This is a genomic window from Streptomyces sp. NPDC104096 (assembly GCF_055584385.1).
The window spans coordinates 21323-47916 of sequence record NZ_JBVJMD010000057.1 but is presented as its reverse complement, the minus strand read 5'-3'; the positions used below and the strand labels follow the sequence as shown (position 1 = coordinate 47916).

25 protein-coding genes are annotated in these 26594 nt (G+C 71.7%); 11 read left to right on the top strand and 14 right to left on the bottom strand.

What is annotated here, in order from left to right:
- Positions 1–96: 96 nt before the first annotated feature.
- The 7 genes from ACZ60B_RS35810 to ACZ60B_RS35780 form a co-directional block, all read right to left on the bottom strand.
- Positions 97–429 (bottom strand): TcmI family type II polyketide cyclase, encoded by a 333-nt coding sequence (locus ACZ60B_RS35810; RefSeq protein ID WP_469394641.1) that lies wholly within the window; start codon positions 427–429, stop codon positions 97–99.
- A gap of 88 nt (positions 430–517) precedes the next feature.
- Positions 518–997 carry an SRPBCC family protein gene (locus ACZ60B_RS35805; protein ID WP_469394639.1) on the bottom strand — a complete coding sequence of 160 codons (480 nt, stop codon included), beginning with the start codon at positions 995–997 and terminating at the stop codon, positions 518–520.
- 1 nt (position 998) lies between these two features.
- A complete protein-coding gene (locus ACZ60B_RS35800; protein WP_469394637.1) occupies positions 999–1256 on the bottom strand; it encodes an acyl carrier protein in 258 nt (85 codons plus the stop codon).
- Between the two features lie 16 nt (positions 1257–1272).
- Complete coding sequence (locus ACZ60B_RS35795) at positions 1273–2520, bottom strand: ketosynthase chain-length factor (RefSeq protein ID WP_469394634.1); 1248 nt, start codon at positions 2518–2520, stop codon at positions 1273–1275.
- Entirely contained in the window at positions 2517–3785 is a 1269-nt protein-coding gene (locus tag ACZ60B_RS35790) for a beta-ketoacyl-[acyl-carrier-protein] synthase family protein (protein WP_469394632.1), read from the bottom strand. The genes ACZ60B_RS35795 and ACZ60B_RS35790 overlap by 4 nt, the downstream gene beginning before the upstream one ends.
- The gene (locus ACZ60B_RS35785) at positions 3782–4225 is read right to left on the bottom strand and encodes a cupin domain-containing protein (protein WP_469394630.1); all 444 of its coding nucleotides are present in this window, start codon (positions 4223–4225) and stop codon (positions 3782–3784) included. Before ACZ60B_RS35785 ends, ACZ60B_RS35790 begins: the two co-directional genes overlap by 4 nt.
- Before the next feature lie 90 nt (positions 4226–4315).
- Positions 4316–5470: a SchA/CurD-like domain-containing protein gene (locus tag ACZ60B_RS35780; protein ID WP_469394628.1), complete on the bottom strand. Its 1155-nt coding sequence runs from the start codon at positions 5468–5470 to the stop codon at positions 4316–4318.
- Positions 5471–5773: 303 nt separating this feature from the next.
- Between ACZ60B_RS35780 and ACZ60B_RS35775 the strand changes: the two genes are divergently transcribed.
- Positions 5774–7417, top strand: a complete 1644-nt coding sequence (locus ACZ60B_RS35775) for an FAD-dependent oxidoreductase (protein WP_469394626.1) — start codon at positions 5774–5776, stop codon at positions 7415–7417.
- 25 nt (positions 7418–7442) lie between these two features.
- Here ACZ60B_RS35775 and ACZ60B_RS35770 read toward each other — a convergent pair whose 3' ends face one another.
- The gene (locus ACZ60B_RS35770; RefSeq protein ID WP_469394624.1) at positions 7443–8423 is read right to left on the bottom strand and encodes an ArsR/SmtB family transcription factor; all 981 of its coding nucleotides are present in this window, start codon (positions 8421–8423) and stop codon (positions 7443–7445) included.
- Between the two features lie 88 nt (positions 8424–8511).
- Between ACZ60B_RS35770 and ACZ60B_RS35765 the strand changes: the two genes are divergently transcribed.
- The 4 genes from ACZ60B_RS35765 (at position 8512) to ACZ60B_RS35750 (ending at position 12518) form a co-directional block, all read left to right on the top strand.
- A complete protein-coding gene (locus ACZ60B_RS35765; protein WP_469394623.1) occupies positions 8512–9813 on the top strand; it encodes an MFS transporter in 1302 nt (433 codons plus the stop codon).
- Positions 9814–9824: 11 nt separating this feature from the next.
- Positions 9825–10334, top strand: a complete 510-nt coding sequence (locus tag ACZ60B_RS35760) for a MarR family winged helix-turn-helix transcriptional regulator (RefSeq protein WP_469394620.1) — start codon at positions 9825–9827, stop codon at positions 10332–10334.
- Positions 10335–10402: 68 nt separating this feature from the next.
- Positions 10403–10741: a DUF3817 domain-containing protein gene (locus ACZ60B_RS35755; RefSeq protein ID WP_469394618.1), complete on the top strand. Its 339-nt coding sequence runs from the start codon at positions 10403–10405 to the stop codon at positions 10739–10741.
- A gap of 76 nt (positions 10742–10817) precedes the next feature.
- A complete protein-coding gene (locus ACZ60B_RS35750) occupies positions 10818–12518 on the top strand; it encodes an acyl-CoA mutase large subunit family protein (protein ID WP_469394616.1) in 1701 nt (566 codons plus the stop codon).
- 42 nt (positions 12519–12560) lie between these two features.
- Here ACZ60B_RS35750 and ACZ60B_RS35745 read toward each other — a convergent pair whose 3' ends face one another.
- On the bottom strand, positions 12561–13190 hold the full coding sequence (locus ACZ60B_RS35745) for a TetR/AcrR family transcriptional regulator (protein ID WP_469394613.1): 630 nt from the start codon (positions 13188–13190) through the stop codon (positions 12561–12563).
- Between the two features lie 232 nt (positions 13191–13422).
- On the opposite strand from ACZ60B_RS35745, the gene ACZ60B_RS35740 reads away from it, so the two are divergent.
- The 4 genes from ACZ60B_RS35740 to ACZ60B_RS35725 all read left to right on the top strand — a co-directional run bounded on the left by ACZ60B_RS35740 (position 13423) and on the right by ACZ60B_RS35725 (position 17794).
- Complete coding sequence (locus ACZ60B_RS35740; protein WP_469394611.1) at positions 13423–14394, top strand: tetratricopeptide repeat protein; 972 nt, start codon at positions 13423–13425, stop codon at positions 14392–14394.
- 670 nt (positions 14395–15064) lie between these two features.
- Complete coding sequence (locus ACZ60B_RS35735) at positions 15065–15724, top strand: DUF6230 family protein (RefSeq protein WP_469394609.1); 660 nt, start codon at positions 15065–15067, stop codon at positions 15722–15724.
- Positions 15725–15840: 116 nt separating this feature from the next.
- Entirely contained in the window at positions 15841–16452 is a 612-nt protein-coding gene (locus tag ACZ60B_RS35730) for a DUF6114 domain-containing protein (RefSeq protein ID WP_469394607.1), read from the top strand.
- Complete coding sequence (locus ACZ60B_RS35725; protein ID WP_469394605.1) at positions 16442–17794, top strand: hypothetical protein; 1353 nt, start codon at positions 16442–16444, stop codon at positions 17792–17794. The genes ACZ60B_RS35730 and ACZ60B_RS35725 overlap by 11 nt, the downstream gene beginning before the upstream one ends.
- Before the next feature lie 85 nt (positions 17795–17879).
- Here the strand turns inward: ACZ60B_RS35725 and pyk are convergent, their stop codons facing one another.
- From pyk to pta, 3 genes are all read right to left on the bottom strand, one after another.
- Entirely contained in the window at positions 17880–19307 is a 1428-nt protein-coding gene (pyk, locus tag ACZ60B_RS35720) for a pyruvate kinase (protein ID WP_469394603.1), read from the bottom strand.
- A gap of 84 nt (positions 19308–19391) precedes the next feature.
- Positions 19392–20618 carry an acetate kinase gene (locus ACZ60B_RS35715; RefSeq protein ID WP_469394601.1) on the bottom strand — a complete coding sequence of 409 codons (1227 nt, stop codon included), beginning with the start codon at positions 20616–20618 and terminating at the stop codon, positions 19392–19394.
- A complete protein-coding gene (gene pta / locus ACZ60B_RS35710; RefSeq protein WP_469394599.1) occupies positions 20615–22747 on the bottom strand; it encodes a phosphate acetyltransferase in 2133 nt (710 codons plus the stop codon). The genes ACZ60B_RS35715 and pta overlap by 4 nt, the downstream gene beginning before the upstream one ends.
- Before the next feature lie 284 nt (positions 22748–23031).
- Here pta and ACZ60B_RS35705 point away from each other — a divergent pair, with 284 nt between their 5' ends.
- Complete coding sequence (locus tag ACZ60B_RS35705; RefSeq protein ID WP_469394597.1) at positions 23032–24057, top strand: ATP-dependent 6-phosphofructokinase; 1026 nt, start codon at positions 23032–23034, stop codon at positions 24055–24057.
- Here ACZ60B_RS35705 and ACZ60B_RS35700 read toward each other — a convergent pair.
- Together ACZ60B_RS35700 and ACZ60B_RS35695 are read right to left on the bottom strand one after the other, a co-directional pair.
- Entirely contained in the window at positions 24054–24806 is a 753-nt protein-coding gene (locus ACZ60B_RS35700) for an XRE family transcriptional regulator (RefSeq protein ID WP_469394595.1), read from the bottom strand. The two genes, ACZ60B_RS35705 and ACZ60B_RS35700, sit on opposite strands and share 4 nt — an antisense overlap.
- A gap of 262 nt (positions 24807–25068) precedes the next feature.
- A complete protein-coding gene (locus ACZ60B_RS35695; RefSeq protein ID WP_469394593.1) occupies positions 25069–25926 on the bottom strand; it encodes a 5'-methylthioadenosine/S-adenosylhomocysteine nucleosidase family protein in 858 nt (285 codons plus the stop codon).
- 65 nt (positions 25927–25991) lie between these two features.
- Here ACZ60B_RS35695 and ACZ60B_RS35690 point away from each other — a divergent pair, with 65 nt between their 5' ends.
- Complete coding sequence (locus ACZ60B_RS35690; RefSeq protein ID WP_469394591.1) at positions 25992–26579, top strand: hypothetical protein; 588 nt, start codon at positions 25992–25994, stop codon at positions 26577–26579.
- The last annotated feature ends 15 nt before the right edge of the window (positions 26580–26594 follow it).

The following is a 26594-nucleotide window of genomic DNA, read 5'->3' as shown; positions in this document are numbered from 1 at the left end:
CCCCCGGTCGATGCCGGGGGCGGACCCTTGTCACGCCGGGAGCGCCGGGAGCGCCGGACGTCAGGAACCCGGGACGCGTCAGGAGCGCGGGGCGCGTCAGGAGCGGCCGTCGCGCTCCCAGCGGTAGAACTCGTGGGCCATCGCGTCCTTCGGGCCGCGCCAGGTCGCCGGGTCGTACGCGCTCACGTACGCGGTGAGCCGCTCGCTGATCTCCTGGAAGGCCGGGTGGCCGGCCACCTTCGCGATCGCGGGGCCGAGCGGGCGCTCGCCCTGCACGAGGTGCATGTACACGTCGTCGAACTGGAACAGGGTGCGGCGGGTGACGCCGATGAGGTGCGGCAGTTCGCCGTCGTCGGACTCCGCGAACACCTTCGCGATGTCCGGGGCCGAGCCCGGCGCCATCCGGGCCACGATCAGTGTCTGGTGCATGAAAGGGCGTCCTTTCGGGGGCGACAAGCCGGGCGGACCGTCCGAACGGACGGTCCGCGGGCCGACAGGTGGGGGGACGAGGGGCCGGTCAGTCGTGGGTGACGGAGGCGGGCGTGCGCAGACGGGCGCGCTGCTCGACCTTGTCCCGGATGAGCCGGAGCTGGACGACCGAGTTGCGGTTGATGTTCTCGGTCATCCAGGCGTCGTCCACGGGCGCGTCGGGCTTCATCTCGAAGTCCTGCGTCCAGTGCATCCGGACGCCGGCCGGGGTCTCCTCGTACACCCACTTGATGTTCATGTAGGCGAACGGGCCGGTCTCCACTCGGCGGGCCTTGACCATGAGCCGCTCGCGGTCGGGCTCACGCTCCGACACCCAGCTCCAGACCTTGCCGTTGTCGTCCGGGTGCATGGTGAGGCGGAAGGTGGTCTTTCCGTTCTCCCGGGACAGGACCTCGACGGAGGCGTACTCGCTGAAGAGCTGCGTCCAGTTCTCCAGGTCGTTGGTCATGTCCCAGACGAGGTCCAGGGGAGCGGCGATGGTGATCTCGTTCTCGGTGTGTCCTGCCATGTCAGGCTCCTGCCACTACGTTGCTGTTGACGAGGTCGAGGAATTCGCGCGGGGTCCTGCAGCGCTCCGCGTCGGGCGGCAGCACCATGGCGTGGTTGTTCTCCAGCTCGCCGACGATGCCGAGCAGGCCGAGCGAGTCCAGCCCGAACTCGTCGAAGCCGGCGTCGAGCCTGAGCTCCAGCTCGTCGGCGGCCACCGTGACGCCTGCCGCCTTCTTCATCAGGGCGGCCAGTTCCCGTGCGGTCAGTTCGTTGTCCATCTGTCTCTCCTTCTCCTCAGAGGGCATGGGCGCCGTGCCGCAGCACGAGGGCCGCGTTGGAGCCCATGAGTCCCCGGCTGACGACCAGGGCGGTGCGCAGCGGTGCGGGTCGCGCCCGCCCGGTCACCAGGTCGAGGTCGTGGCAGGGGTCGTAGACGTTCGGCGTGGGCGGCACCAGGCCGTGTTCCATGGCCAGCACCGCCGCCGCCACGTCCAGCACCGGCGCCCCGCAGTACGCCCGGCCGATGCCGGTCTTGGGCGCCGTCACCGGCACCCGCCGGCCGTGCGCGCCCAGGGCGTCGGCGATCGCCAGCGCCTCGGCACGGTCGGCCTCCGGCGTCCCGAACGCGTCCGCGAACACGACGTCGACCTCCTCCGGGGCGCACCGGGCCTCGTCGAGCGCGACCCGGATCGCCCGGGCCAGCCCCTCCCGGGACCGCTCCCAGAGGGACGCGCCGGTGAAGGTCGCCCCGTGCCCGGCGATGAACGCCCGGACGGTGGCCTCCCGCTCCCGCGCCGCCCCCTCGTCCTCGACCACGATCATGGCGCCGCCCTCGGCGGGCACGAACCCGCAGGCGGCGGTGGTGAAGGGCCGGTAGGCGTGGGTCGGGTCGTCGCCGGTGCTGAGGTCGTCGTAGCCGAGCTGGCAGACCATCGAGTACGGCGCCAGCGGGGCCTCGGCGGCCCCGGCCACGACCACGCCGGTGCCCCGGCGGACCGCCCGGGCCGCGTGCGCCAGCGCGTCCAGGCCGCCGGCCTCGTCGCTGGCCACCACGCCGCAGGGGCCCTTGAACCCGCCGCGGATGGACACCTGGCCGGTGCTCGCCGCGTAGAACCAGGCGATGGACTGGTACGGACCCACGAACCGGGGGCCCTGGCCCCACAGCCGCTGGAGCTCCCGCTGGCCGAACTCGCCGCCGCCGGAGCCCGCGGCCGTGACCACGCCGACCGCGAACGGATCCCGGTCGGTGTCGGCGCGGCCCAGCCGGGCGTCCGCCAGGGCGCCGTCGGCCGCGGCCATCGCGAAGTGGGTGAACCGGTCCGTCTGGACGAGGAACCGCTCCTCGACCAGTTCCGAGGGATCAAAGCCGCGGACCTCGCCCGCGATCCGCAGGGGCAGGTGCTCGCACCCCTCGCGGGTCACCCGGTCCAGGACGCTGACGCCCTCCTGGGTGGACTTCCAGAAGGTCTCGGTGCTCAGCCCGTTGGGGGCGACGACGCCTATGCCGGTGACGGCGGCGCGCCGGGCTCGCTGTGACGTCATCGGGTCCTCCCGTCGGGCCGGGTGAGAATCACCGCGGACTGGAAGCCGCCGAAGCCGCTGCCGACGGACAGCACGTTGCGCAGCTTGGCCTGGCGGGCGGTGCGCGGCACGTAGTCGAGGTCGCACTCGGGGTCCGGGGTCGTGTAGTTCGCCGTCGGCGGCACGACCTGGTGGACCAGGGACAGCACACAGGCCAGCACCTCGATCGCCCCGATGGCACCCAGCGAGTGGCCCACCATCGACTTGATCGAACTCATCGGCGTCCGGTAGGCGTGATCGCCCAGCGACCGCTTCACCGCGGCCGTCTCGTGCCGGTCGTTCTGCTGCGTACCGGAACCGTGGGCGTTGACGTAGTCGATGCCCGAGCCGTCCAGCCGGGCGTGGGCGAGCGCGTCGTCGATGGCGCGTGCCATCTCCAGGCCCTCCCGGGTGAGACCGGTCATGTGGTAGGCGTTGCCGAAGGTGGCGTAGCCGCCGATCTCGCAGTACACGCGGGCCCCGCGGGCGCGGGCGTGTTCGAGCTCCTCCAGGACGAGGACGGCTCCGCCCTCACCCATGACGAACCCGTTGCGGTCCTTGTCGAACGGCCGGGACGCGTGCTCGGGGTCGTCGTTGTTCGGAGAGGTCGCCTTGATGGCGTCGAAGCACGCCATCGTGATCGGGGAGATCGGCGAGTCCGAGGCGCCGGCTATGCAGACGTCGACCCGGCCCTCCTGCACGGCGTGGAAGGCGTAGCCGATCGCGTCGAGTCCGGAGGTGCAGCCCGTGGAGACGGTCTGCACCGGGCCGTGCGCCCCGAACTGCTCGGCGACCTCGGAGGCGAGGGCGCTCGGGGAGAAGGCACGGTGCAGATGAGGAGCCGCCCGGCGGTGGTCGACGTCCCATCGCCGGCCCTTCTCGCTGACCGCCACGTAGTCGTTCTCGAGGCGCGTGGTGCCACCGACGGCGGTGCCCAGGGACACCCCCATGCGCCAGGGATCCTCCTTCTCCGGGTCGAGTCCCGCGTCGCTGACCGCCTCCCGGGCGGCCACCATGGCGAACTGGACATAGCGGTCGGCACGCTCGGTCGTCGCCGCGTCGATTCCGTGGGCGGCCGGGTCGAAGTCGACCTCGGCCGCGATACGCGAACGCAGCCCCGCCGGGTCGAAGAGCGTGATGCCCCTCGTCGCGGTGCGGCCGTTCGCCAGGAGGTCCCAGAACGCCGGCACGCCCACGCCGCCCGGGGCCACGATGCCGACGCCGGTGACCGCCACGCGCCGGGTCATGACACCGCCTCGACTCGCTCAGGCGTCAGGTGCAGGCAGGCCCCCTCCGTCTCCTCGGTCACCTCGGTGTCGACGTGGCCGAGCTTGGGGCGCGGCGCCAGCGGGCCCAGGTGGAAGACCATCCGGGCCTCCACACTGCCCACGTTGCGGAAGCGGTGGCGCATGTTGATCGGGATCAGCAGGCCCTGGTCGGCCCGGATCGGGAAGGACTCGCCGTCCAGGTCGACTTCGAGGTCGCCGCTCACGACGTAGACGAACTCCTCGGAGTACGGGTGGTAGTGCTCGCCGATGCGGTCGCCGGGCTGGATGATGGCGAGGCCCATGAAGCCGGACTTGGCGCCGACCGCGGTGGGCGTGAGCATCGCGCGCAGGTCACCTCCGCGCCGGGTGTTGGGCTCGGTCTCGCTCAGGTCCACGATGCGTGGGCGGGGCGTGGTCATGTGTCTCCTCCGGTTGGTGGGTACAGCCGGTCCGCCGGTCGGTGCCGACGGAGCCTGCGCGTCCGGCCGCTGACCGGGCCGGACCCGCCGTCAGGCGGACGATGCGGTGCGGTCGGTGACGAGCTTCATGTCGGACCGCTCGACGAACCGGGCGAGGTCCCGCTCGGTGGCCGGCGCGCCGTCGACGCCGAGCGCGTCGCCGTCGAGCAGGCGGCTGAGGACCGCTCCGTTGCGGCCGCCCGTGAGGCCGAGGGTCAGGACGGGGTCGTGCGCGAGGTCGCCCCGTACGTCGACCAGCCGGACGACGATGTCGTCGCGCTGGAAGATCGTGGAGCAGTGCACGGGGTTCGCCGGGTCGTCGGCCGCCGCCTCGTCCTCGCGGGCGAGCAGCCGGGCCAGGGCCATGCCGGAGCCCTCCTTGGCCGGGTAGAACAGCGCGTGCCGCTTGACGTCCTGGGGCTGTCCGGCGCCGATCGCCACGTGGTGCACCGCGGGCAGCGCCGCCCGGGTGAAGAAGAGCCGGGCCGATCCCGGGTCGCTGAGGTCCCGGTCCTGCTCCAGGTAGGGGTTGATGGCCTCCTCGACCGCCCGGACCTCGGGCTGTCGGGACACGTGGCGCAGCGCGGCCATCAGGTCGCCCTCCACCTCGATGGCCCGCACCACCCGGTTGCCGTGCATGAACAGCGAGGTGCGGCGCAGCCGGGTGTTCTCGTCGACCTGGGCCTGCGGCGAGGTGTAGCCGGCGAGGAGATCGGCGACGATCCGCTCACTGCCGGGCTTCACGGTGAAGGTGAGGGCGTGGCGTACCACGCCGTCGCCCACCCGGGCCGTAGCCTGGAAGCGGCCCTTCTCCGACTCGGGCAGCGGCGGGGCGGCGTTGCCCGTCTCGCGCAGCACGCTGAAGCGCAGCGAGCGGGTGTCACGCACGCAGCTGTGCAGCGGCTGGACCGTCTCGACGTGCTCCTCGCTGTTCACCCAGGCGAGGAACGGCGGGGCGCTCTCCCACTCGCTGGTGATCAGCCACTGCGACGGGTTCTCGATCGACTGGCACAACTGGTCGCTGATGTGGCCGGGGACGGAGGCCACCTGGTTGCGCATCTGCTCGTAGGCTTCCAGGAACTGCTTCTGGGCGCCGTCGTGAAGGTCCAGCAGCAGGATGACCCGCAGCCGGGAGCCGTCGAACGCGGACTGCGACACCCGCTCCGAGATCCGCTGCGGGGCCCGGTGCGAGACACGGTCCGACACGCGGTCAGACACACGTTCCGATACACGTTCCGAGATTGACATCCAGCACACATCTCCTCAGTGACTTCCGGGGCGCTCCCGGTGTCGGGAGCGGCGAACGGCCCGGAACCCGATCGTGGTTCGGGCCGCGGGGCGGCGCGACTCGCGTGAACCACGTGGGTGACCACCCGGGCGAAGCGGGTGACGTACGGGGTGACCAGTCGGGTGAATGAGGCGAGCGAACCCCTCCCGCCGGGGCATGGAAGCCCTGTAGCCGGGGGTCCATGGAAGCCCTGTAGCCGGGGTCCGCTGCTGGAGGCATTGATGACCGAAGAAGTCGAGCATCACGTACCCGTACTCGTCGTGGGCGGATCCCTCGTGGGACTGTCCACCTCACTGTTCCTGGGCCGTCTCGGCATCCCGCACCTGGTCGTCGAGAAGCACGCGGGCACCTCCAGGCACCCTCGCGGCCGCGGCAACAACGTGCGCACGATGGAGCTGTTCAGGGTCGCCGGGGCCGAGCAGCAGATCCGCGAGGCCGCCTCGACCCTGGCCGACAACCACGGCATCCTCCAGGCCCCGTCCCTGACCGGCGGCGCGGGCGAGTGGCTGTTCAAGGAGATCGACCCGGGCGGCGGCCTGGCCCGCTTCAGCCCTTCCGGCTGGTGCCTGTGCAGCCAGAACGACCTGGAGCCGGTGCTGCTCAAGTGCGCCCGCGAGCTGGGCGGCGACATCCGGTTCTCCACCGAGCTGCTCTCCGTCGAGCAGGACGGCGAGGGGATCACCGCGGTCGTGAAGAACCGGGACAGCGGGCAGCACACCACCGTGCGGGCCGAGTACCTCGTCGCGGCCGACGGCCCGCGCAGCCCGGTCCGCGAGGGGCTGGGCATCGGCCAGACGGGTCCGGGCGACCTGTTCCACAACGTGAGCGTCACCTTCGACTCCCTCAAACTCGCGGACGCGGTCGGCGACCGGCGCTTCATCTGCTGCTACCTGACCGCCCCGGACGCGGACGGGGCGCTGCTGCCGGTGGACAACGTGGAGAAGTGGGTCTTCCACGCGCCCTGGCACCCCGAGCGCGGCGAGACGCTGGAGGACTTCACCGAGGAGCGCTGCGTCGCCCACATCCGCCGGGCCGTCGGCGTCCCCGACCTGGACGTGCGGATCACCGGCAAGGCGCCCTGGCACGCGGCGCAGCGGGTCGCCGAGCGCTACTCGGCCGGCCGGATCTTCCTCGCCGGGGACTCCGCCCACGAGATGTCACCGACCGGCGCGTTCGGCTCCAACACCGGCATCCAGGACGCGCACAACCTCGCCTGGAAGCTCGCCGCCGTGCTCAACGGCTGGGCGGGACCGGGCCTGCTGGAGTCCTACGAGGCGGAGCGCAAGCCGGTGGCGGTGGCCACCAGCGCGCGGGCGGCGGCCCGTTCGGTGGAGCACAGCCATCCGGGCTACGCCCCCGCCCCCGGTGCGGGCGGCGCGGGCGGCGCCCGTCAGGGCGGCGTGCTGAAGGTGGCCCTGGGCTACCGCTACCCCCGCGGCGCCGTGGTCGGCACCGACCCCGAGGGCCCGGTGGTGCCCGACGAGATGGCGATGACCGGCGAGCCCGGCAGCCGCGCCCCGCACATGTGGCTGCTGCGCTCCGGCGTGCGCACCTCCACCGTCGACCTGTACGAGACCTCCTTCGTGCTGCTCAGCGGCGCCGAGGACACGGCCTGGCACACGGCGGCGCAGCGGGTCGCCGAACGTCTCGCGGTACGCCTGGAGTCGTACCGCGTGGGCAGGAGCCCGCTCGCGGACCTCGCCCCCCAGGACGGCACGGACTGGTCCGTGCTGCACGGCACGACCCCGCGGGGCGCGGTGCTGGTCCGGCCCGACGGATATGTCGCGTGGCGGTCGCAGGACGCGGTGGCCGACCCGGAGAAGACGCTGTACGACCTCATGGCCGGCCTGCTCGACCTGGTCTGAGCACGGGCTGCCCCCGAGAGGGGTCTCAGCCGCCCGAGGCGAGGGCGATCCCCAGGGGTGTCCGCTCGTACAGCACCTGATGGCCGTACCGCCGCGCGGTCAGCAGACCCGCGTCGCGCAGCGCGGTCAGATGCGCGGACACCGAGGACGGCGCGAGCCCCAGCCGGGGCGCGAGGGCCGAGGTGGTGGCGGGCTCGTCCAGCGCCGTCAGCACGGCGGCCCGGCCACGGCCGAGCAGCCGGACGAGCGCGTCGGACAGCCGGTCCGGCGGCTCGGCCCACAGGCCGCCGATGCCCCGCGCCGGGTAGACGAGGGTCGGCTGCCAGGGCGGCTCGAAGCCGCTGACGACGTCCGGCCAGCTGAACACGCTCGGCATCAGCACCAGTCCCTGCCCGCCGAGGCGGCGCTCGTACTCGACGTGCGTCTCGACGGTCAGCGTCCCGGCGTACCAGCCGCAGCGCCGGTTGATCTCCGGCAGCAGGCCGCCCAGACCGACCTCGGCCAGCCGGCGCGAGTGGAAGGCGATGTCCGCCTCCAGCAGCGCCCGCAGCCGGGGCCAGTCCGGCGCCAGGAGGGTGTGCCAGACCTCCTCCAGCGTGTCGGACAGCTCCCGGATCATGCGGACCGGGTCCGCCAGCCAGGCCCGGCCGCGCGGCGAGTCGAGCGCGCCCGGGGTGTCGGCGAGGGAACGGGCCGTGTCCGCGCGGGCCGCCTCGGGATCGGCGGCGCGGACCGCGGCGATCTCCTCCTCGAAACCGGCCGCGGGGCCGATCGGCGGCTGGCCCAGCCAGTCGGGTGAGTGCCCGCGCCGCGGCATCACCAGCCACAGCCCGCTCAGGTCGAGCGTGTCGGCCGCCGCACGGATCCGGCGCAGCCAGTGCGCGTGATAGCCGTGCCGGTCGGTCCGTTTGAGGGTGCGCACCGCCTCGTGGGTCTCCCACAGCGGCGAGAGCGCGAACCGGCAGCGCAGGAAGTCGTCCTCCCCGAAGTGCAGCCGTACCGGCACGATGCCACCACCCCTGTCCCGTCCGCCCTGGATTCGGCCTGAACCGAAACTCTACGGCCGTCCGCGCGGCGGACCGCACCCTGCTGCCATGCCGGAAGAACCCCAGACCACGACGACGCTGCCGGAGCCCGCCGGGCCCGCCGCCCCCGCACCGCCCGCGTCCCCCGCGCCCACGGGATACGCCCGGGTCTTCGCGGTCCGCGAGTTCCGTGCCGTCTTCGCCGCCCATCTGCTGTCCATGCTCGGCGTGGTCGTCGCCGAGATCGCGCTGTCCGTCCTGGTCTACGACCTGACCGGCTCGCCCCTGCTGAGCGCGCTGGCCTTCGCGCTCGGCTTCCTGCCCTACCTGATCGGCGGCACCCTGCTCGCCGGGGTCGCCGACCGCCACCCGGCCCGCCGCGTGCTGGTGGTGTGCGACCTCGTCTGCGCCGGATGCGTGGCGCTGATGGTGACGCCGGGCGCGCCCATCGCCGTACTGCTGGCCCTGCGCTGTGTGCTCGCCGTCGTCTCGCCGGTGTTCTCCGGGACCCGGATGGCCACCCTCGCCGACATCCTCGGCGACGGCGACCTGTTCGTGCTCGGCCGCTCCCTGCTGCGGATCGTCGCGCAGAGCGCGCTGCTCGTCGGCTACGGGCTGGGCGGCCTGCTGCTCACCGTGGTCTCCCCGCGCCACGCCCTGGTGGTCACCGTCGGCACCTTCCTGGCCTCCGCGGCCCTGCTGCGGCTGGGCACCCGGCGCCGCCCGGCCCGCGCCCGGGGCGCCGGCGCGCTGGTGGGGGACTCCCTGCGGGGCGCCCGGCAGGTGCTCGCCGACCGACGGGTACGGGTACTGCTGCTGCTGTCCTGGGTGCCGCCGATGTTCTCCGTGGCACCGGAGGCCCTGGCCGCGCCCTACGCCGACGGCCTCGGCGCCGGCTCCACCGGCCTGGGCCTGCTGATGTGCGCCCTGCCGGTCGGCACGATCGCCGGGGAACTGTTCGCGGGTGCCCGGCTGCGGCCCGCCACCCGCGAGCGCGTCGCGCTGCCGCTGGTCTGCTTCACCCTGCTGCCCTACCTCGGCTACGCCCTCCACCCCGGCCTGGCCGTCTCCCTGCTGCTGCTCCTCGTCGCGGGCGCGGGCTCCGCGTACACGCTCGGCGTCGACCAGTGGCTGGTGCGGGACGTGCCGGAGGAGGTGCGCGGCCGGGCGATGACCCTGCTGACCGCCGGACTGATGACGCTCCAGGGCCTGGGCATGGCGCTGGCCGGTGTGGCGGCCGAGGCGGTGGGCGTGCCGGCGGCCGTCGCGGGGGCCGGGGCGCTGGGCGCGGTGTGCTGCGCGCTGCTGGCCGTACAGGCCCGGCGGACCGAAGGGCGAGACAGGGCTGACCGCGATATGACCGACGGGTAATGTCTGACGTCGTGCCGAAGCCCCTCAGTCTGCCCTTCGATCCCATCGCGCGCGCCGACGAACTGTGGAAGCAGCGTTGGGGAAACGTGCCGTCGATGGCCGCGATCACCTCGATCATGCGTGCGCACCAGATCCTGCTCGCCGAGGTCGACGCGGTCGTCAAGCCCTACGAGCTGACGTTCGCGCGCTACGAGGCGCTGGTGCTGCTCAACTTCTCCAAGGCGGGTGAGCTGCCGATGTCGAAGATCGGCGAGCGGCTCATGGTGCATCCGACGTCGGTGACGAACACGGTGGACCGGCTGGTGCGCTCCGGCCTGGTCGACAAGCGCCCCAACCCCAACGACGGCCGCGGCACCCTCGCCACCATCACCGCCAAGGGCCGCGAGGTGGTCGAGACGGCCACTCGCGACCTGATGGCGATGGACTTCGGGCTCGGGGTGTACGACGCCGAGGAGTGCGCGGAGATCTTCGCGCTGCTGCGCCCCCTGCGGGTCGCGGCGAACGACTTCGACGACCGCTAGGGCGTGGTCGGCGGCTCCGGCGTGGCCCCGGACAAGATCTCCCGGAACGGACGGTTACGCTCGTCGGCATGAAGAAAAGCGTGCTGACGCGCTACCGCGTCCTGGCCTATGTCACCGGCGTGCTGCTCGTCCTGCTGTGCCTCGCCATGATCGCCAAGTACGGCCTCGACGTCGACGGCGCCGCGGACGTCACCCGGGTCGTCGCGATCGCGCACGGCTGGCTGTACGTCGTCTACCTGGTCTTCGCCTTCGACCTCGGTTCCAAGGCGAAGTGGCCGGTCGGCAAGCAGCTGTGGGTGCTGCTGGCCGGGACGATCCCGACGGCCGCCTTCTTCGTGGAGCGCAGGATCAGCCGCGAGCTGGAGCCGGCGGTCGAGACGGGCTCCCCGGTAGTCGCCAAGGCGTGACAGGCACCGCCGTACGGGTGTCCGTGCGGCGGTTCCGCATCGACGTTTACTAGGACGTCCTAGTAAATTTGCGGGTATGGACGCTGACGCGATCGAGGAGGGCCGCCGACGCTGGCAGGCCCGGTACGACGCCGCACGCAAGCGGGACGCCGACTTCACCACGCTCTCGGGCGACCCGGTGGAGCCGGCGTACGGTCCCCGGCCCGGGGACCACTACGAGGGTTTCGAGCGGATCGGCTGGCCCGGGGAGTACCCCTTCACCCGCGGGCTGTACCCGACCGGCTACCGGGGGCGGACCTGGACCATCCGGCAGTTCGCCGGGTTCGGCAACGCCGAGCAGACCAACGAGCGCTACAAGATGATCCTCGCCCACGGCGGGGGCGGGCTCTCCGTCGCCTTCGACATGCCGACCCTGATGGGCCGCGACTCCGACGACCCGCGCTCGCTGGGCGAGGTCGGGCACTGCGGGGTCGCCGTCGACTCCGCCGCCGACATGGAGGTCCTGTTCGAGGACATCCCGCTGGGCGACATCACCACGTCGATGACGATCAGCGGCCCGGCCGTCCCGGTGTTCTGCATGTACCTGGTCGCCGCCGAGCGGCAGGGCGTGGACCCGGCCGCCCTCAACGGCACGCTCCAGACGGACATCTTCAAGGAGTACATCGCCCAGAAGGAGTGGCTCTTCCAGCCCGAGCCGCATCTGCGCCTGATCGGCGACCTGATGGAGCACTGCGCGGCCCGCATCCCCGCCTACAAGCCGCTGTCCGTCTCCGGCTACCACATCCGCGAGGCCGGCTCGACGGCCGCGCAGGAGCTGGCGTACACGCTGGCCGACGGCTTCGGATACGTGGAACTCGGCCTGAGCCGCGGGCTCGACGTCGACGTCTTCGCCCCCGGGCTGTCCTTCTTCTTCGACGCGCACGTCGATTTCTTCGAGGAGATCGCCAAGTTCCGCGCGGCCCGCCGGATCTGGGCGCGCCGGCTGCGGGACGTGTACGGCGCGAAGTCCGAGAAGGCGCAGTGGCTGCGCTTCCACACCCAGACCGCCGGTGTCTCGCTGACCGCGCAGCAGCCGTACAACAACGTGGTGCGCACCGCGGTGGAGGCGCTGGCGGCGGTGCTGGGCGGCACCAACTCGCTGCACACCAACGCCCTGGACGAGACCCTCGCGCTGCCCTCCGCGCAGGCGGCGGAGATCGCGCTGCGCACCCAGCAGGTGCTCATGGAGGAGACCGGCGTCGCCAACGTGGCCGACCCGCTGGGCGGTTCCTGGTACGTGGAGCAGCTCACCGACCGGATCGAGGCGGACGCCGAGAAGATCTTCGCGCAGATCGAGGAGCGGGGGCTGCGGGCGCACCCCGACGGGCGGCACCCGATCGGACCGGTCACCTCCGGGATCCTGCGCGGGATCGAGGACGGGTGGTTCACCGGGGAGATCGCGGAGGCGGCCTTCCGCTACCAGCGGTCCCTGGAGAAGGGCGAGAAGCGGGTCGTCGGCGTCAACGTGCACACCGGCTCCGTCACCGGCGACCTGGAGATCCTGCGGGTCGGCCACGAGGTGGAGCACGAGCAGGTGCGTACCCTCGCCGGCCGCAGGGCGGCCCGGGACGACGCGGCCGTGCGGGCGGCGCTCCAGGTGATGCTCGCCGCCGCGCGGGACGGCTCGAACATGATCGGCCCGATGCTGGACGCGGTACGGGCGGAGGCGACCCTGGGGGAGATCTGCGGGGTGCTGCGGGACGAGTGGGGGGTGTACACGGAGCCCGCGGGCTTCTGACGCCCCGTCGCCGGGCCCGGCGGGCGGTGGGCCGGTGCGCGCTCAGGCGGACTGCTGCGGGCCCGTCAGGCCCAGCAGCAGCACCCTGGTGAAGCTGCGCACCCACTCCTCGTCCGCCGGTTCGGCGCTCACCAGGGTGCGGTGCACCACCGCGCCCGCGACCACGTCGAAGATCAGGTCGACCGTGCGGGCGGACTCCTCGGGGTCCGTCTCGGGCGGCAGTTCGCCACGGGCCTGGGCGCGGGCGCGGCCCGCGAGGACCAGACGCTTCTGGCGCTCGACGATCGACGTCCGGATGCGCTCGCGCAGCGCGTCGTCGCGGGTGGACTCCGCGATCACCGCCATCAGTCCGCTCTTCGCCTCGGGCCGGGCCAGGATCGCCGCGAACTGGAGGACCACGCCCTCGATGTCGGCGGCCAGGGAGCCGCGGTCGGGGAGCCGGAGTTCGTCGAAGAGTTCGGCGACCGCGTCGACCACGAGTTCGTTCTTGCCGGCCCAGCGACGGTAGAGCGTCGTCTTCGCCACCCCGGCGCGGGTCGCCACGTCCCCCAACGCGAGCTTCGACCAGCCCAGTTCGACCAGGGCCTGCCGGGTCGCGGCCAGGATCGCGGTGTCCGCGGCGGCGCTGCGCGGGCGTCCGGGGCGACCGCCGGACGGGGTGCGGCTGTGCATCCCATGACCATAACCGGCGGGTTCGGTGCGGCCGTGAGGGAGATCACCGGAAATCGGTGTCGCGTACGCCCCCGCTGCCATTACGCTACGACTCGTAGCGAAAGCCTGTGACGGACGTACACGGGCGACGACCACGGGCGTGGGGTGGGGACCCGGCGCCGAACAGCACACGGCCGGACCGGGCCGACACATCGTTTTTCACTCATGCGCGGGAACGGGGGAGGATAGACGCATGCAGCCACGGAACATGTCCATGAGCGGCGTCGTCGACCTCGCCGCGGTGAAGGCGGCCCAGGAGGCCAAGGCCAAGGCCGAGCAGACGCGCGCGGAAGCGGCCCGCCAGGGCGGGCCGGGAGCCGTCTCCCCGGCCGACCTCGTCATCGACGTCGACGAGGCCTCCTTCGAAACCGACGTCCTCCAGCGCTCCGCCGAGGTTCCGGTCGTCATCGACTTCTGGGCCGAATGGTGCCAGCCCTGCAAGCAGTTGAGCCCGGTCCTGGAGCGGCTGGCGGTCGAGTACGACGGTCGCTTCCTGCTCGCCAAGATCGACGTCGACGCCAACCAGATGCTCATGCAGCAGTTCGGGATCCAGGGGATCCCGGCCGTCTTCGCCGTGGTGGCGGGACAGGCGCTGCCCCTCTTCCAGGGCGCGGCCGGCGAGGACCAGATCCGGCAGACCCTCGACCAGTTGGTGCAGGTCGCCGAGCAGCGCTTCGGCCTGACCGGCCTGACCGTGGACCCGGACGCCGAGTCGGGCGGGGGTCCCGCCCAGGCGGTGCAGGAGGGGCCGTACGACGCGCTCCTGGAGGCCGCCGTGCGGGCGCTGGACTCGGGCGACCTGGGTGGCGCCGTCCAGGCGTACCGGAACGTGCTGAGCGACGACCCGGGCAACCCGGAGGCCCGACTCGGACTCGCCCAGGCCGAGTTGCTCCAGCGGGTGGCGGACCTCGACCCGCAGGAGGTGCGCAAGGACGCGGCCGAGCGGCCCAAGGACGCGGCGGCACAGATCGCCGCGGCCGACCTGGATCTCGTCGGCGGACATGTCGAGGACGCGTTCGGGCGGCTGATCGAGACCGTGCAGCGGACGGCGGGGGAGGACCGGGAGGCCGTACGGCTGCGGCTGCTGGAACTCTTCGAGGTCGTCGGCGCCGAGGACCCCCGGGTCGCGAAGGCTCGGCGGGCGCTGTCCCGGGCGTTGTTCTGAGGGGCGCGCGGGACGGATCCGGTCGCCCTGCGGGCCCGGTTCTGACCTGTCGCTAAACATCGGGGCGAGCGTTGCCCGAGTGAAATTTTTGCCATCGAGGCGCCACAGCGGCCGCGCTTTACCAAATCTTGGTAATCGCGGTCGCTGTTACTTCCAGTAAGTCGAAGACGTTGTTCTGGCAAGCTCTGTCCTGAAATCGACCGTTCTGGACTGCCCGAAAGTGACACCCAGCGTCGCGGAACGAGACCTGGGGGTCGTCCTTCGGTTATCGCCCCGTTACTAGCCAGTAACGAACCCCCTTGTGCGGGCGGCCAGAATGCACCACGATCGGCGACGCTCGGTCCATTCCCGTACCCCCGACAGCCGGTCGGGCCCACGGGACACGGTGGGTCCCCACCGGGCAGAACCGGCGGCAGTGATGTCGGTTCTCGGACAGGGGGGTCTTCGCCCAGGGCGAAGCCTGTCCGGCAGGGTTGTGCGTGATGTGTGTCAGGCGCGACCAGTGGTTGTCGCTCGGGGGTGATCGCCGGTGATCCGGGCGCGGTTGGCGCCACCGGATCCGGGCGCTCTCCTTCCCGAGGACGTAGCACTTCTCCCATCGCTGCCCGGCCGAGCCGCCGAACAGGGGCGATTCGGAGGGCAGGCGATGTACGTCCGAGAAGGAGGAAATATGGAGTCCCAGGTGCGTGGCGGGACCAGATGGAAGCGGTTCGCTGTGGTCATGGTGCCCAGCGTCGCCGCCACGGCGTGCATAGGCGTCGCCCTCGCGCAGGGTGCCCTCGCCGCGTCGTTCAGTGTGTCCGGCCAGTCCTTCAAGGTGAGCGCCGAGTCGCTCAACGGCCAGCACTTCTCGCAGTACGGTGCGATCGACTCGGGTTACTCCCTCACCGGGGACAAGCAGGCCCACCCGGTCGCCGTGTCGGCCTTCGAGACCGCCACGATCAAGAAGATGTGCCAGTCGGTCGTCACCCCCATCGGCCTTCCGGGGCTCGACGCGGTGACCCTGCGTCTGGAGGCGGGTAACAGCTCCGACGAGAAGAAGCAGGTCTCGGCCGAGAAGCTGTACATCGACGTCGAGGACCTGGGCGCGAACGCGGTCTTCCACGGCATCGACATCGGCGTGGCCGCCGGCTCGATCTCCAAGGGCCCGGCCGTCAAGTCCGACGAGATCAAGCAGAAGCAGGCCAACCCGTACGGCTTCGCGCAGCAGGCCGACTCGGCCGAGCTGACCGACGTGAAGCAGACGGCGTGGGCGACCACCGCGGGAACGTTCACGCTCCCCGGTCTGCACATGTCGCTCTCCACGGGCACCAAGGCCGAGTGCTACTAAGCGCTCGCTGACGGGCGGGGGGGCCGACGGCGCCCCCGCCTGTCCACTCTCCGCGGTCGTCTTCACCCGGGGAACACATCACCACCAAGCAACGCCGCACCAGGGAGCTGTTTTCCATGAGCGCCGAGACCCCTGCCGCACCCGGTCAGTTCACCCGCCGGAGGCTGCAGTTCCGTGCCTGGCGCGGAACTCGCCCTTTCTGGGCCGGTCTGTTCGTCATGCTCGGCGGCCTTCCGATCATGTACTTCCCGTACGCGCACCTCCACCTCGGCCATCTGACGCTGGCGATGTCCACCACCGCGGGCGCCGGATCGCTGATCATCGGTGTGCTGCTGGTCGTCCTGGGCTTCAGCCTCTGGTTCCAGAGGCACGTGCAGACGTTCGCGGGTGTCGCGGCGATCCTGCTGGGCCTGGTGTCCATCCCGGTGTCCAACTTCGGCGGGTTCATCCTCGGCTTCCTCTTCGCCCTGATCGGCGGCGCGATGGCCGTGGCGTGGGCGCCCGGCACGCCGCCCGAGGCGGAGCCGGCGCAGGAGTCGGGCGCCGGTGCGGGTGACTCCCCCGAGAGCGCGGCCGACGGCGACGACGCTCCCGAGGCCGCGGCGCACGAAGGCTCGTACGACGGAGGCCCGGTGTTCACCAAGGACACCGACGGAGCGGGCGAGACCAACGATCTGTCAGGAACGATTTCGGCCAACGGGGCGAACGGGAGGCACAGTGTCGGCTGACGAGGTGACTCACGAGACGGACGCGGAAGCGTCGCTTGTGAGAACCGGGCCGCGCCACGCGGCGCCCAAGAAGCCGCTGTTCACCAGGTTCCAGGTACCGGCCGGCAAGGCGATAGCCATCGCGGCGATGCCGACGGCGGTCCTCATGGGCATGGGGTTCACGCCGACGCTCGCCCGCGCCGACGACCAGCCCGCGTCCAAGAGCCTGACGGCCGAGGAGTACAAGGACTGCGTCGCGGCCATGGCGGACTCCACCGCCTCGGCGACGCCTTCCGCCTCGGCGAGCGCCACCGAGTCGGCCGACTCCGCGAAGGACGACGCCAAGGACTCTGCGGCGAAGACGTCCGACGCGTCCGACGCCTCCGGCAAGTCGGACACCTCGGACACCTCGGGCAAGTCCTCTTCGTCGGATTCAGGTTCCGACGACAAGGCCGAGCCCGCGCCGTCCCAGACGTCCGCCGCGAGCGACACCTCCGCGTCCGGCGGCGACACCGCCACGCCGGCTCCCTCGGCGTCCGCGGCCGGCGGCAACCTGCTGGAGACCATCGGGGACACGCTCAAGGACGTGCTCACCGGCGGCAAGAGCGACACCGAGAGCGCCACGCCCACCCCGACCGCCTCGGCCTCGGCCACGGCGGCCGACGCCTCGGACGCGTCCGCGGCGGACACGTCCACGTCGGACAAGGGCGCGTCGGACACCGTCAAGGCGACGACCAAGAAGGCCGTCGACACGGTGGACGACACCGCGAAGGAGGCCGCCGACACCGCGTCCGAGGCGGCCGACGACGCCAAGAAGGCCGACGACGACCAGGGCGAGGACGGCGCCACGCCCTCCGCGAGCCCCTCCCCGAGCAGCAGCACGGACGTCGCCGACTGCCCGGTGGCCACCGAGGACGAGAGCGGTGTCGACAACACCATCGCGCTGCCCGTCGACCCCTGGTACCTGGACGCCAGCGCGCTGACCCTGAAGGGTGCCTCCTACAAGGGCATCGTCGAGGTCAAGATGGCCGACGGCAAGAAGAAGAAGGTGCTGAAGTACGTCATCTCGGGCGGCACCGACATCGTCGACCTGCACCAGACGGTGAAGGACAAGGCGTCCGGCAAGACCTACCACGTGCAGGCGGCCAAGGGCTCGAAGTCCACCATCACCGACGGCGACACGGTGATGTACACCGAGAGCATCTCCGGCAACCTGTTCGGTCTGGTCCCGGTGACCTTCAGCCCCGACAGCCCGCCGCCGCTGGACATCCCGCTGATCTACTTCACCGACGCGAAGGTCGTCCAGGCCGGCCAGTTCGGCGGCACGCTGCACGTCCCCGGACTGCACAACTACATCGACTGAGCGTCGTCGCAGACCCTTCCGGGAGCCGCACGCGAGAGCGCCCCCTGCCTCACCGGCAGGGGGCGCTCTCCTGTGACGCGGACCGTCAGTCGCGGGCCTCGCCCAGGTGGTGGACACGGACCATGTTCGTGGTGCCGGCGACACCGGGCGGCGAGCCGGCCGTGATCACGACGATGTCGCCCGTGCTGAAGCGGTTGAGCTTGACGAGCTCCTGGTCGACCAGTTCGACCATCTCGTCGGTGCTCCCCACGAAGGGCACGACGTGCGACTCGACGCCCCAGCTCAGGGTGAGCTGGTTGCGGGTGCCCTCGTCGGTGGTGAAGGCGAGGATCGGCTGCGCCGCCCGGTAGCGGGACAGGCGGCGGGCCGTGTCACCGGACTTGGTGAAGGCCACCAGGCCCCTGCCGCCGAGGAAGTCGGCGATCTCGCAGGCGGCGCGGGCGACCGAACCGCCCTGCGTGCGCGGCTTCTTGCCGGGGACCAGGGGCTGCAGGCCCTTGGACAGCAGCTCCTCCTCGGCCGCCTGGACGATCTTCGACATCGTCTTGACGGTCTCGACCGGGTACGCGCCCACCGACGACTCGGCGGACAGCATGACCGCGTCCGCGCCGTCCAGGATCGCGTTGGCGACGTCGGAGGCCTCGGCGCGGGTCGGACGGGAGTTGGTGATCATCGACTCCATCATCTGGGTCGCGACGATCACCGGCTTGGCGTTGCGCCGGCACAGCTCGATCAGGCGCTTCTGCACCATGGGGACCTTCTCGAGCGGGTACTCGACGGCCAGGTCGCCACGGGCCACCATGACGGCGTCGAACGCCGCGACGACGTCGTCCATGTTCCGCACCGCCTGCGGCTTCTCCACCTTGGCGATGACCGGGACCCGGCGGCCCTCCTCGTCCATCACCCGGTGGACGTCGTCGACGTCCTTGGCGTCGCGGACGAAGGACAGCGCGACCATGTCGCAGCCCATCCGCAGGGCGAAGCGCAGGTCCTCGATGTCCTTCTCGCTCAGCGCGGGCACGTTCACGGCCGCGCCGGGCAGGTTGATGCCCTTGTGGTCGGAGACGACACCGCCCTCGATGACGATCGTCCGCACCCGCGGACCCGCGACGTCCAGCACCTTCAGCTCGACGTTGCCGTCGTTGATCAGGATCTGGTCGCCGTGCGAGACGTCGCCCGGCAGGCCCTTGTAGGTCGTACCGCAGATGTGCTTGTCACCCGGGACGTCCTCGGTCGTGATGACGAACTCGTCACCGCGCTCCAGCTCCACCGGACCCTCGGCGAAGGTCTCCAGACGGATCTTCGGGCCCTGGAGGTCGGCGAGGACGCCGATGGCCCGGCCGGTCTCCTTGGAGGCGGCCCGGACGCGGTCGTACCGCCCCTGGTGCTCGGCATGGCTGCCGTGGCTGAAATTGAACCGGGCCACGTTCATGCCGGCCTCGATCATGGAGACGAGCATCTCGTGGGAGTCGACCGCGGGGCCGAGAGTACAGACGATTTTCGAACGGCGCATGGGGCGATCCTATCGGTTTGTTTCGCTCCGGAATATTCCGTCTGGCGGAAGATACAAATGGGCGGGTCGGTGCTCAGGCGTGTATTACTCGCCGGTAATTGCCCGGCTGTTCTTTCCGACCAGCGCGTAGGTCTGTGTGGCGATCTCCAGTTCCTCGTCGGTCGGCACCACGGCGACCGCCACCCGCGCGCCGGCGGGCGAGATCAGCCGGGGACCGGCGGCGCGTACGGCGTTCAGCGCGGGGTCGACGGCCGCGCCCAGGGTCTCCAGGCCCGCGATCGCGGCCTCGCGCACGGCTGCCGCGTTCTCGCCGACCCCGGCGGTGAAGGTGATCGCGTCCACCGTGCCGAGTACGGCGTAATAGGCGCCGATGTACTTCTTCAGCCGGTGAATGTAAATGTCGAAGGCGAGCCGGGCCCGTTCGTCGCCCTCGCCGATCCTCCGCTCGATCTCGCGCATGTCGTTGTCGCCGCACAGCCCGACCAGCCCGCTCCTCTTGTTGAGGAGAGTGTCGATCTCGTCCGTGGACATTCCGCCAACACGCATCAAATGGAAGATGACCGCCGGATCCACGTCCCCGGAGCGTGTCCCCATCACGAGTCCCTCCAACGGCGTCAGCCCCATGGAGGTGTCCACGCACTTCCCGCCCCGCACCGCGGACGCGGACGCTCCGTTGCCCAGGTGCAGCACGATCACGTTCACGTCCTCGGGAGTCCGGCCGAGGAGTTCGGCCGTCGCCCGGGACACATAGGCGTGCGAGGTCCCGTGGAACCCGTAGCGCCGCACCCGGTGCGCGTCGGCGGTCTCGACGTCGATCGCGTAGCGGGCGGCCGACTCGGGCATCGTGGTGTGGAAGGCGGTGTCGAAGACGGCGACCTGCGGGAGGTCGGGGCGCAGGGCCAGCGCCGTGCGCAGGCCGACCAGGTTCGCCGGGTTGTGCAGCGGTGCCACCGGGATCAGCCGCTCGATCTCGGCGAGCACCTTGTCGTCCACGACCGTCGGCTGGGTGAACTGCTGCCCGCCGTGCACCACCCGGTGCCCGATCGCGGCCAGCTCGGGCGAATCGAGGCCGAAGCCGTCCTTGGTCAGCTCCTCCGCCACGGCCTTGAGGGCGTCCTCGTGGTCGGCGATCGAGGCGGTCCGCTCGCGCGGCTCGCCGGTCGTCAGCGGGGTGTGCTTCAGCCGTGAGGAACCCTCGCCGATGCGCTCGACGATGCCCACCGCGAGCCGGCTGCCGTCGCGCATGTCCAGCAGCTGGTACTTCAACGACGAGGAGCCGGAGTTGAGGACGAGGACTCGGGTCGGTGTCACTGGGCGGCCGCCTTCTCGCTCTGGACGTCGGCCAGGTCCGCGGACAGGCCGGGGAGCGGCTCCGGGGTCTGGGCCTGGATCGCCGTGATGGCCACGGTGTTGACGATGTCCTGGACCAGCGCGCCCCGGGACAGGTCGTTGACGGGCTTGCGCAGTCCTTGGAGGACCGGGCCGACGGCGATCGCGCCGGCCGAGCGCTGTACGGCCTTGTAGGTGTTGTTGCCGGTGTTGAGGTCCGGGAAGATCAGCACGCTGGCCTGGCCGGCCACCGCCGACCCGGGCAGCTTGGTCGCGGCGACGGACGGCTCCACGGCCGCGTCGTACTGGATGGGCCCCTCGATCCTGAGGTCGGGGCGCCGGGCGCGGACCAGATCGGTGGCCTCGCGCACCTTGTCGACGTCGGCGCCCGAGCCGGACGTGCCGGTCGAGTACGACAGCATCGCGATCCTCGGCTCGACGCCGAACCGCGCGGCGGTGGCGGCGGCCTGGATGGCGATGTCGGCCAGCTGCTCGGCGTTCGGATCGGGGTTCACGGCGCAGTCGCCGTAGACGAGGACCTTGTCGGCGAGGCACATGAAGAACACGGACGAGACGATGTCGGCGTCCGGCCTGGTCTTGATGATCTCGAAGGCGGGCCGGATGGTGGCGGCCGTGGAGTGCACGGACCCGGAGACCATGCCGTCCGCGAGCCCCTCCTGCACCATCAGCGTCCCGAAGTAGTTGACGTCGCTGACCACGTCGTAGGCCAGCTCGACGGTCACGCCCTTGTGGGCGCGCAGCCGGGCGTACCGCTCGGCGAAGGCGTCGCGCAGTTCGCTGGTGGCCGGGTCGATCAGCGCGCACTCGCCCAGGTCGATGCCGAGGTCGGCGGCCTGCTTGCGGATCTGGTCGACGGGGCCGAGCAGGGTGAGGTCGCACACGCCCCGGCGCAGCAGCACCTCGGCGGCGTGCAGCACCCGTGGCTCGGTGCCCTCGGGCAGCACCACCCGTCGCCGGTCGGACCGGGCCTGCTCCAGCAGCTTGTGCTCGAACATCATCGGGGTGACCCGGTCGCTGCTCGGCGTGGAGACCCGGCCCAGCAGCCCGGCGGTGTCGACATGGCGTTCGAACACGCCGAGCGCGGTCTCGGCCTTGCGCGGGGTGGCCGCGTTCAGCTTCCCCTCCAGGGAGAAGAGCGCGGCGGCGGTGGGGAAGCTGTTCCCGGGCACCGAGAGCACCGGGGTGCCGGGGGCGAGGCGGGCGGCGAGGGTGAGGACCTCGTCGCTGGGCACCTCGTCGAGGGTGAGCAGGATGCCCGCTATCGGCGGGGTGCCGGCGCTGTGCGCGGCCAGCGTGCCGACGACCAGGTCGGCGCGGTCGCCGGGGGTGACCACCAGACAGCCCGGGGTCAGGGCGGCGAGGAGGTTCGGCAGCATGGCCCCGCCGAAGACGAAGTCCAGGGCGTCCCGGGCCAGCCCGGAGTCGTCGCCGAGCACCACCCGGGCGCCGAGGGCGTGCGCGATCTGGGCGACGGTGGGGGCGGACAGGGCCGGCTCGTCGGGCAGGACGTAGCAGGGGACCGGCAGCCGCGACGCGAGCCGCTCGGCGATCTCGTCCCGGTCCTCCCGGGCCACCCGGTTGGTGACCATCGCCAGTACGTCGCAGCCGAGCCCGTCGTACGCCCGGTAGGCGTTGCGGGTCTCGGCGCGCACGGACTCGGGCGACTGCCTGCGGCCGCCCACGACGGGGATGACCGACGCCCCGAACTCGTTGGCGAGCCGCGCGTTGAGGGAGAGCTCGTCGGGGAGCTGGGTGTCGGCGAAGTCGGTGCCGAGGACGAGGACGACGTCGTAGTCGCGGGCGACCTGGTGGAACCGGTCGACGAGGACGGAGACCAGCTCGTCCGTGCCCCGCTCGGCCTGGAGGGCGGTCGCCTCGTGGTAGTCCATGCCGTAGACGGACGCCGGGTCCTGGGTGAGCCGGTACCGGGACCGCAGCAGTTCGAACAGGCGGTCCGGTCCTTCGTGGACGAGCGGACGGAACACGCCCACTCGGTCTACCTGCCGGGTCAGGAGCTCCATGACCCCCAGCTCGACGACCTGGCGGCCGTCCCCGCGGTCGATCCCGGTCACGTACACGCTGCGCGTCACGCGTGCTCTCCGTTTCATGGCGTCGGCTGTGGCATGGCGTCAGCTGCCCGGGTGCTCTTCGTGGCGCGGAAGATGGCCCGCTGAGGCGAGCAGAACCCTCTTGACAATACCCCGGTCGCTCTATAAGGCGCCCGTCAGGATTCGTCCTGGTCCGTCCGGTCCGACCGATCGGTATGATCATGAATAAATGTAGGCAGATAGGGTGAAAAGCGACATCGTCCGGGGGTCATGAAACAATCGGATCGGCTCACCGGTGTACAGAAGCGAGCAGGAGACACAGCACGATGCGTATCGGAGTTCTCACCGCAGGCGGCGACTGCCCGGGCCTGAACGCAGTGATCCGGTCGGTCGTGCACCGAGCGGTCACGCAGTACGACGACGAGGTCATCGGCTTCATGGACGGCTTCCGCGGCCTCCTCGACGGCCACCACGTCGACCTCGACCTCGACGCCGTCGGCGGCATCCTGGCCCGCGGCGGCACCATCCTCGGCTCCTCCCGGCTGGAGCGCGACCGGCTGCGCGAGGCCTGCGAGAAGGCCACCGACATCGCCCGCGACTTCGGTATCGACGCGCTCGTCCCGATCGGCGGCGAGGGCACGCTCACGGCGGCGCGGATGCTCTCCGACGCCGGTCTGCCGGTCGTCGGGGTCCCCAAGACCATCGACAACGACATCTCCTCGACCGACCGCACGTTCGGGTTCGACACCGCCGTCGGCGTCGCCACCGAGGCGATGGACCGGCTGAAGACCACGGCCGAGTCGCACCAGCGGGTGATGGTCGTCGAGGTCATGGGCCGGCACGCGGGCTGGATCGCGCTGGAGTCCGGCATGGCGGCGGGCGCGCACGGCATCTGCCTGCCCGAGCGGCCCTTCGACCCCGCCGACCTGGTGAAGATGGTCGAGGAGCGGTTCGCCCGCGGCAAGAAGTTCGCCGTGGTCTGCGTCGCCGAGGGCGCCCACCCGGCCGAGGGCACCATGGACTACGGCAAGGGCGCGATCGACCAGTTCGGCCACGAGCGCTTCCAGGGCATCGGCACCGCACTGGCGTACGAGCTGGAGCGGCGCCTGGGCAAGGAGGCCCGGCCGGTCATCCTCGGCCACGTCCAGCGCGGCGGCACGCCGACCGCCTACGACCGGGTGCTCGCGACGCGGTTCGGCTGGCACGCGGTCGAGGCCGCGCACCGGGGCGACTTCGGGCAGATGACGGCACTGCGCGGGACCGACATCCGGATGGTTCCGCTGGCGGACGCGATCACCGAGCTGAAGACCGTGCCCACGGACCGCATGGACGAGACGGAGTCGGTCTTCTAGGACCTCTCCCGGCCGCCTCCCGGACGCGCCCAGGACTCGTCCGGGAGGGTGGCGAGGGCCCACCAGAAGTGCTCGACGATCCGGTCGAGGAACTCCCGCCCGCCGTCGCCCTGGTCGTCGGCGGCGCCGCCGTACCGGTCCGGGGCCGCGGCCGTCCGCTCGCGGTGGCTCTCCCGCAGCGCCTCCAGCGCGGCCTCCAGCGGACGCCGGTCCACCGGCACCAGGCGCGCCACCGCCCGCACCCTGGTCATCCGGCGGGCCGTGACCGCGCCGCGCAGCAACTGGGCCAGGCGCGGCTCGCGTCCGGTGACGCCGACGAACTCCGGCAGGGTGAGCTCCAGCAGACCGGCGAGCAGGGCGGCCTGCCGCTCGGTGCCGCGCCAGGTGTCGCTCTCCTCCATCTCCGCGTACGCGATGAACTCGAGCCCGACGGCCCGCGCGACGTCCTCCGCGGACAGGCCGCGCGCGAGGCGGTGCTCGCGAAGGCTCCGGGGCCGGCCGGCGAGGTCACCGGAGGAGCACCACAACACGCCTGCCAGGGCCGTGACTTCGGGCCCCGTGGGGGTCGAGAGCCCGCGTTCCCAGCCGAGCACGAGATCGGGCGTGACGTACGTCAGCCCGTAGGAGGCGCGCAGGCCGTAGGCGACGTGCTCGGGGCCCATCCCGAGTGCGGTGCGCAGCCGACGGGCGGCGGGGGCGTCGAAAGGCGGACCGGGCTGTCTGCTCTGACTGGCTGTTGATCGGCGCACGGCCACAACGTAGGGGGGAGGCGGGTGCGGTGGCTACGGGTTGTCGGGACGGGATCACGGATTGTAGGAAGGTACGGCGCGCGGGACGCGTTCGCGCCACCCGCTGGGCGACTTCCCTACCTGGCGGGCTACTTCGCGACCGGCGAGCGTCTTCGCCACCTGTCGGGCGACTTCGCCCTCCCGGGCAACTCCACCGCCTGCCGCTCGACTTCATTGCTCGTCGAGCAACTTCCTTGAATGCCCGGTTACTTCATCGACAGGCTCAGCGGTGTCCGTCGCTCGTCCTGCCGATGACGGTTCCGTGGAAGGTCCCGCCGCGGAAGTCGATGTGGTCCCCGCCGTAGCCGCCCGCGCCGTCGTCGGACCGCGATCCCGTGGAGCCGGGCGACGCGGCCCGGGGCCGGTGCTTGCGCAGTACCGCCACCGCCACCGAGGCCGCCTGTGCCGCGGCCCGCTGCTGCGCGCCCGAGGCGTCTGCCCTGCGCTTGCCGGCGTCGGCGCGGTCGCTGATCCCCCGGATCACGACGGCGTCCGACCGTCCGCCCAGATGGGCCGCGTGAGCCGCCCCCGAGCCTTCCGTCTCGATCGCCGCCGCGTCGCCGTAGTGCTCGCGCAGATGCCGGGCGATCTCGGACCGGGCGTCCGCGAGCACCACGTCCCCGGCCGCGATCGGCTTGAAGTGCGCGGTCACGTCCGCCATGTCCCGGACCGCCGAACGGGCCGCCTGCACCAGCGCGTTCGAGCCCGGCCAGGCCTCGGGGCGGACCTCGAAGCCCTGCGGGGTCTGCTTGCCGCCGTGGATGCCGTAGACCTTCGTGCCCACCACGACGTCGCCGATGCCGATGTCGTGCTTGAGGCTGCCCGCGATCCCGACGAAGAGCACCGCCTCCGGGCGCAGCCAGGTGACGATCTGGGTGGTGAGCGCGGCGGCGTTCACCGGCCCTTCGCCCAGTTCGGCGAGCGCCACCCGCCAGGGCGTGCCGTCGAGCCGGCCGAGTTCGACGCGGGTTCCGCTGTCGGGGTGGACCTGCTCCCGCCGGTCGGTGACGTACCCGCGTACGGCGGCGTATTCGAGCGCGAGAGCGGTGAGCACCACAACGGTGGGACGTGTCTCCGGCATCCCTCTAAGGTACTGGGCAAGTCGCTTGTGGGAACGGGGCGTCGGGGTCGGGGGAAGGGGCCGGGATGGCGGGGACGGATGTCACGGCCGGGCAGTTGCTGCTCGCCGAGTACGAGTGCATCAAGGACGAGCAGAAGGCGCGGATCGGGTTCCGGGACAACCTGTTGTACGTGACGCTCGCGGTGGTCGCCGCCGTGATCGCCGCGGCGGCGCAGGCCAAGCAGGCGTCGATGCTGCTCGGGCTGCCGCCGGTGTGCGTCGTGCTGGGCTGGACCTATCTCGTCAACGACGAGAAGATCTCGGCGATCGGGGCTTATGTGCGCGGGGAGTTGGCGCCCCGGCTGGCCGCCCGCACGGGGGAGGCCGGGGCACAGGCCTTCGGGTGGGAGACCTTTCACCGCGGGGACGCCCGGCGCGTGTCGCGGAAGGTCGTGCAGTGCGTGGTCGACCTGGTCGCCTTCTGCGTCGTACCGCTGGGCGCGCTGGTCGTGTACTGGACCGGCGAGCACCTCGCCGTCGGTCTGCTGGCCGTCTCGGTGGTCGAGGCCCTCGCGGTCGTCGGTCTCGCGGTGTGCGTGGTGATGTACGCGCTGCCGTTCGGGTCGGGCTCCGGGTCCGGGCCGGGTGCCGGGTCCGGGCCGGATCCCGTCTGAGGGCTGCGGCGGGGC

Bases quoted from the DNA above. Each gene is read 5' to 3' on its own strand.
- ACZ60B_RS35810 (WP_469394641.1), bottom strand. From the start codon at position 429: ATGCACCAGACACTGATCGTGGCCCGGATGGCGCCGGGCTCGGCCCCG.
- ACZ60B_RS35805 (WP_469394639.1), bottom strand. From the start codon at position 997: ATGGCAGGACACACCGAGAACGAGATCACCATCGCCGCTCCCCTGGAC.
- ACZ60B_RS35800 (WP_469394637.1), bottom strand. From the start codon at position 1,256: ATGGACAACGAACTGACCGCACGGGAACTGGCCGCCCTGATGAAGAAG.
- ACZ60B_RS35795 (WP_469394634.1), bottom strand. From the start codon at position 2,520: ATGACGTCACAGCGAGCCCGGCGCGCCGCCGTCACCGGCATAGGCGTC.
- ACZ60B_RS35790 (WP_469394632.1), bottom strand. From the start codon at position 3,785: ATGACCCGGCGCGTGGCGGTCACCGGCGTCGGCATCGTGGCCCCGGGC.
- ACZ60B_RS35785 (WP_469394630.1), bottom strand. From the start codon at position 4,225: ATGACCACGCCCCGCCCACGCATCGTGGACCTGAGCGAGACCGAGCCC.
- ACZ60B_RS35775 (WP_469394626.1), top strand. From the start codon at position 5,774: ATGACCGAAGAAGTCGAGCATCACGTACCCGTACTCGTCGTGGGCGGA.
- ACZ60B_RS35765 (WP_469394623.1), top strand. From the start codon at position 8,512: ATGCCGGAAGAACCCCAGACCACGACGACGCTGCCGGAGCCCGCCGGG.
- ACZ60B_RS35755 (WP_469394618.1), top strand. From the start codon at position 10,403: ATGAAGAAAAGCGTGCTGACGCGCTACCGCGTCCTGGCCTATGTCACC.
- ACZ60B_RS35750 (WP_469394616.1), top strand. From the start codon at position 10,818: ATGGACGCTGACGCGATCGAGGAGGGCCGCCGACGCTGGCAGGCCCGG.
- ACZ60B_RS35745 (WP_469394613.1), bottom strand. From the start codon at position 13,190: ATGCACAGCCGCACCCCGTCCGGCGGTCGCCCCGGACGCCCGCGCAGC.
- ACZ60B_RS35740 (WP_469394611.1), top strand. From the start codon at position 13,423: ATGCAGCCACGGAACATGTCCATGAGCGGCGTCGTCGACCTCGCCGCG.
- ACZ60B_RS35735 (WP_469394609.1), top strand. From the start codon at position 15,065: ATGGAGTCCCAGGTGCGTGGCGGGACCAGATGGAAGCGGTTCGCTGTG.
- ACZ60B_RS35730 (WP_469394607.1), top strand. From the start codon at position 15,841: ATGAGCGCCGAGACCCCTGCCGCACCCGGTCAGTTCACCCGCCGGAGG.
- pyk (WP_469394603.1), bottom strand. From the start codon at position 19,307: ATGCGCCGTTCGAAAATCGTCTGTACTCTCGGCCCCGCGGTCGACTCC.
- ACZ60B_RS35705 (WP_469394597.1), top strand. From the start codon at position 23,032: ATGCGTATCGGAGTTCTCACCGCAGGCGGCGACTGCCCGGGCCTGAAC.
- ACZ60B_RS35695 (WP_469394593.1), bottom strand. From the start codon at position 25,926: ATGCCGGAGACACGTCCCACCGTTGTGGTGCTCACCGCTCTCGCGCTC.
- ACZ60B_RS35690 (WP_469394591.1), top strand. From the start codon at position 25,992: ATGGCGGGGACGGATGTCACGGCCGGGCAGTTGCTGCTCGCCGAGTAC.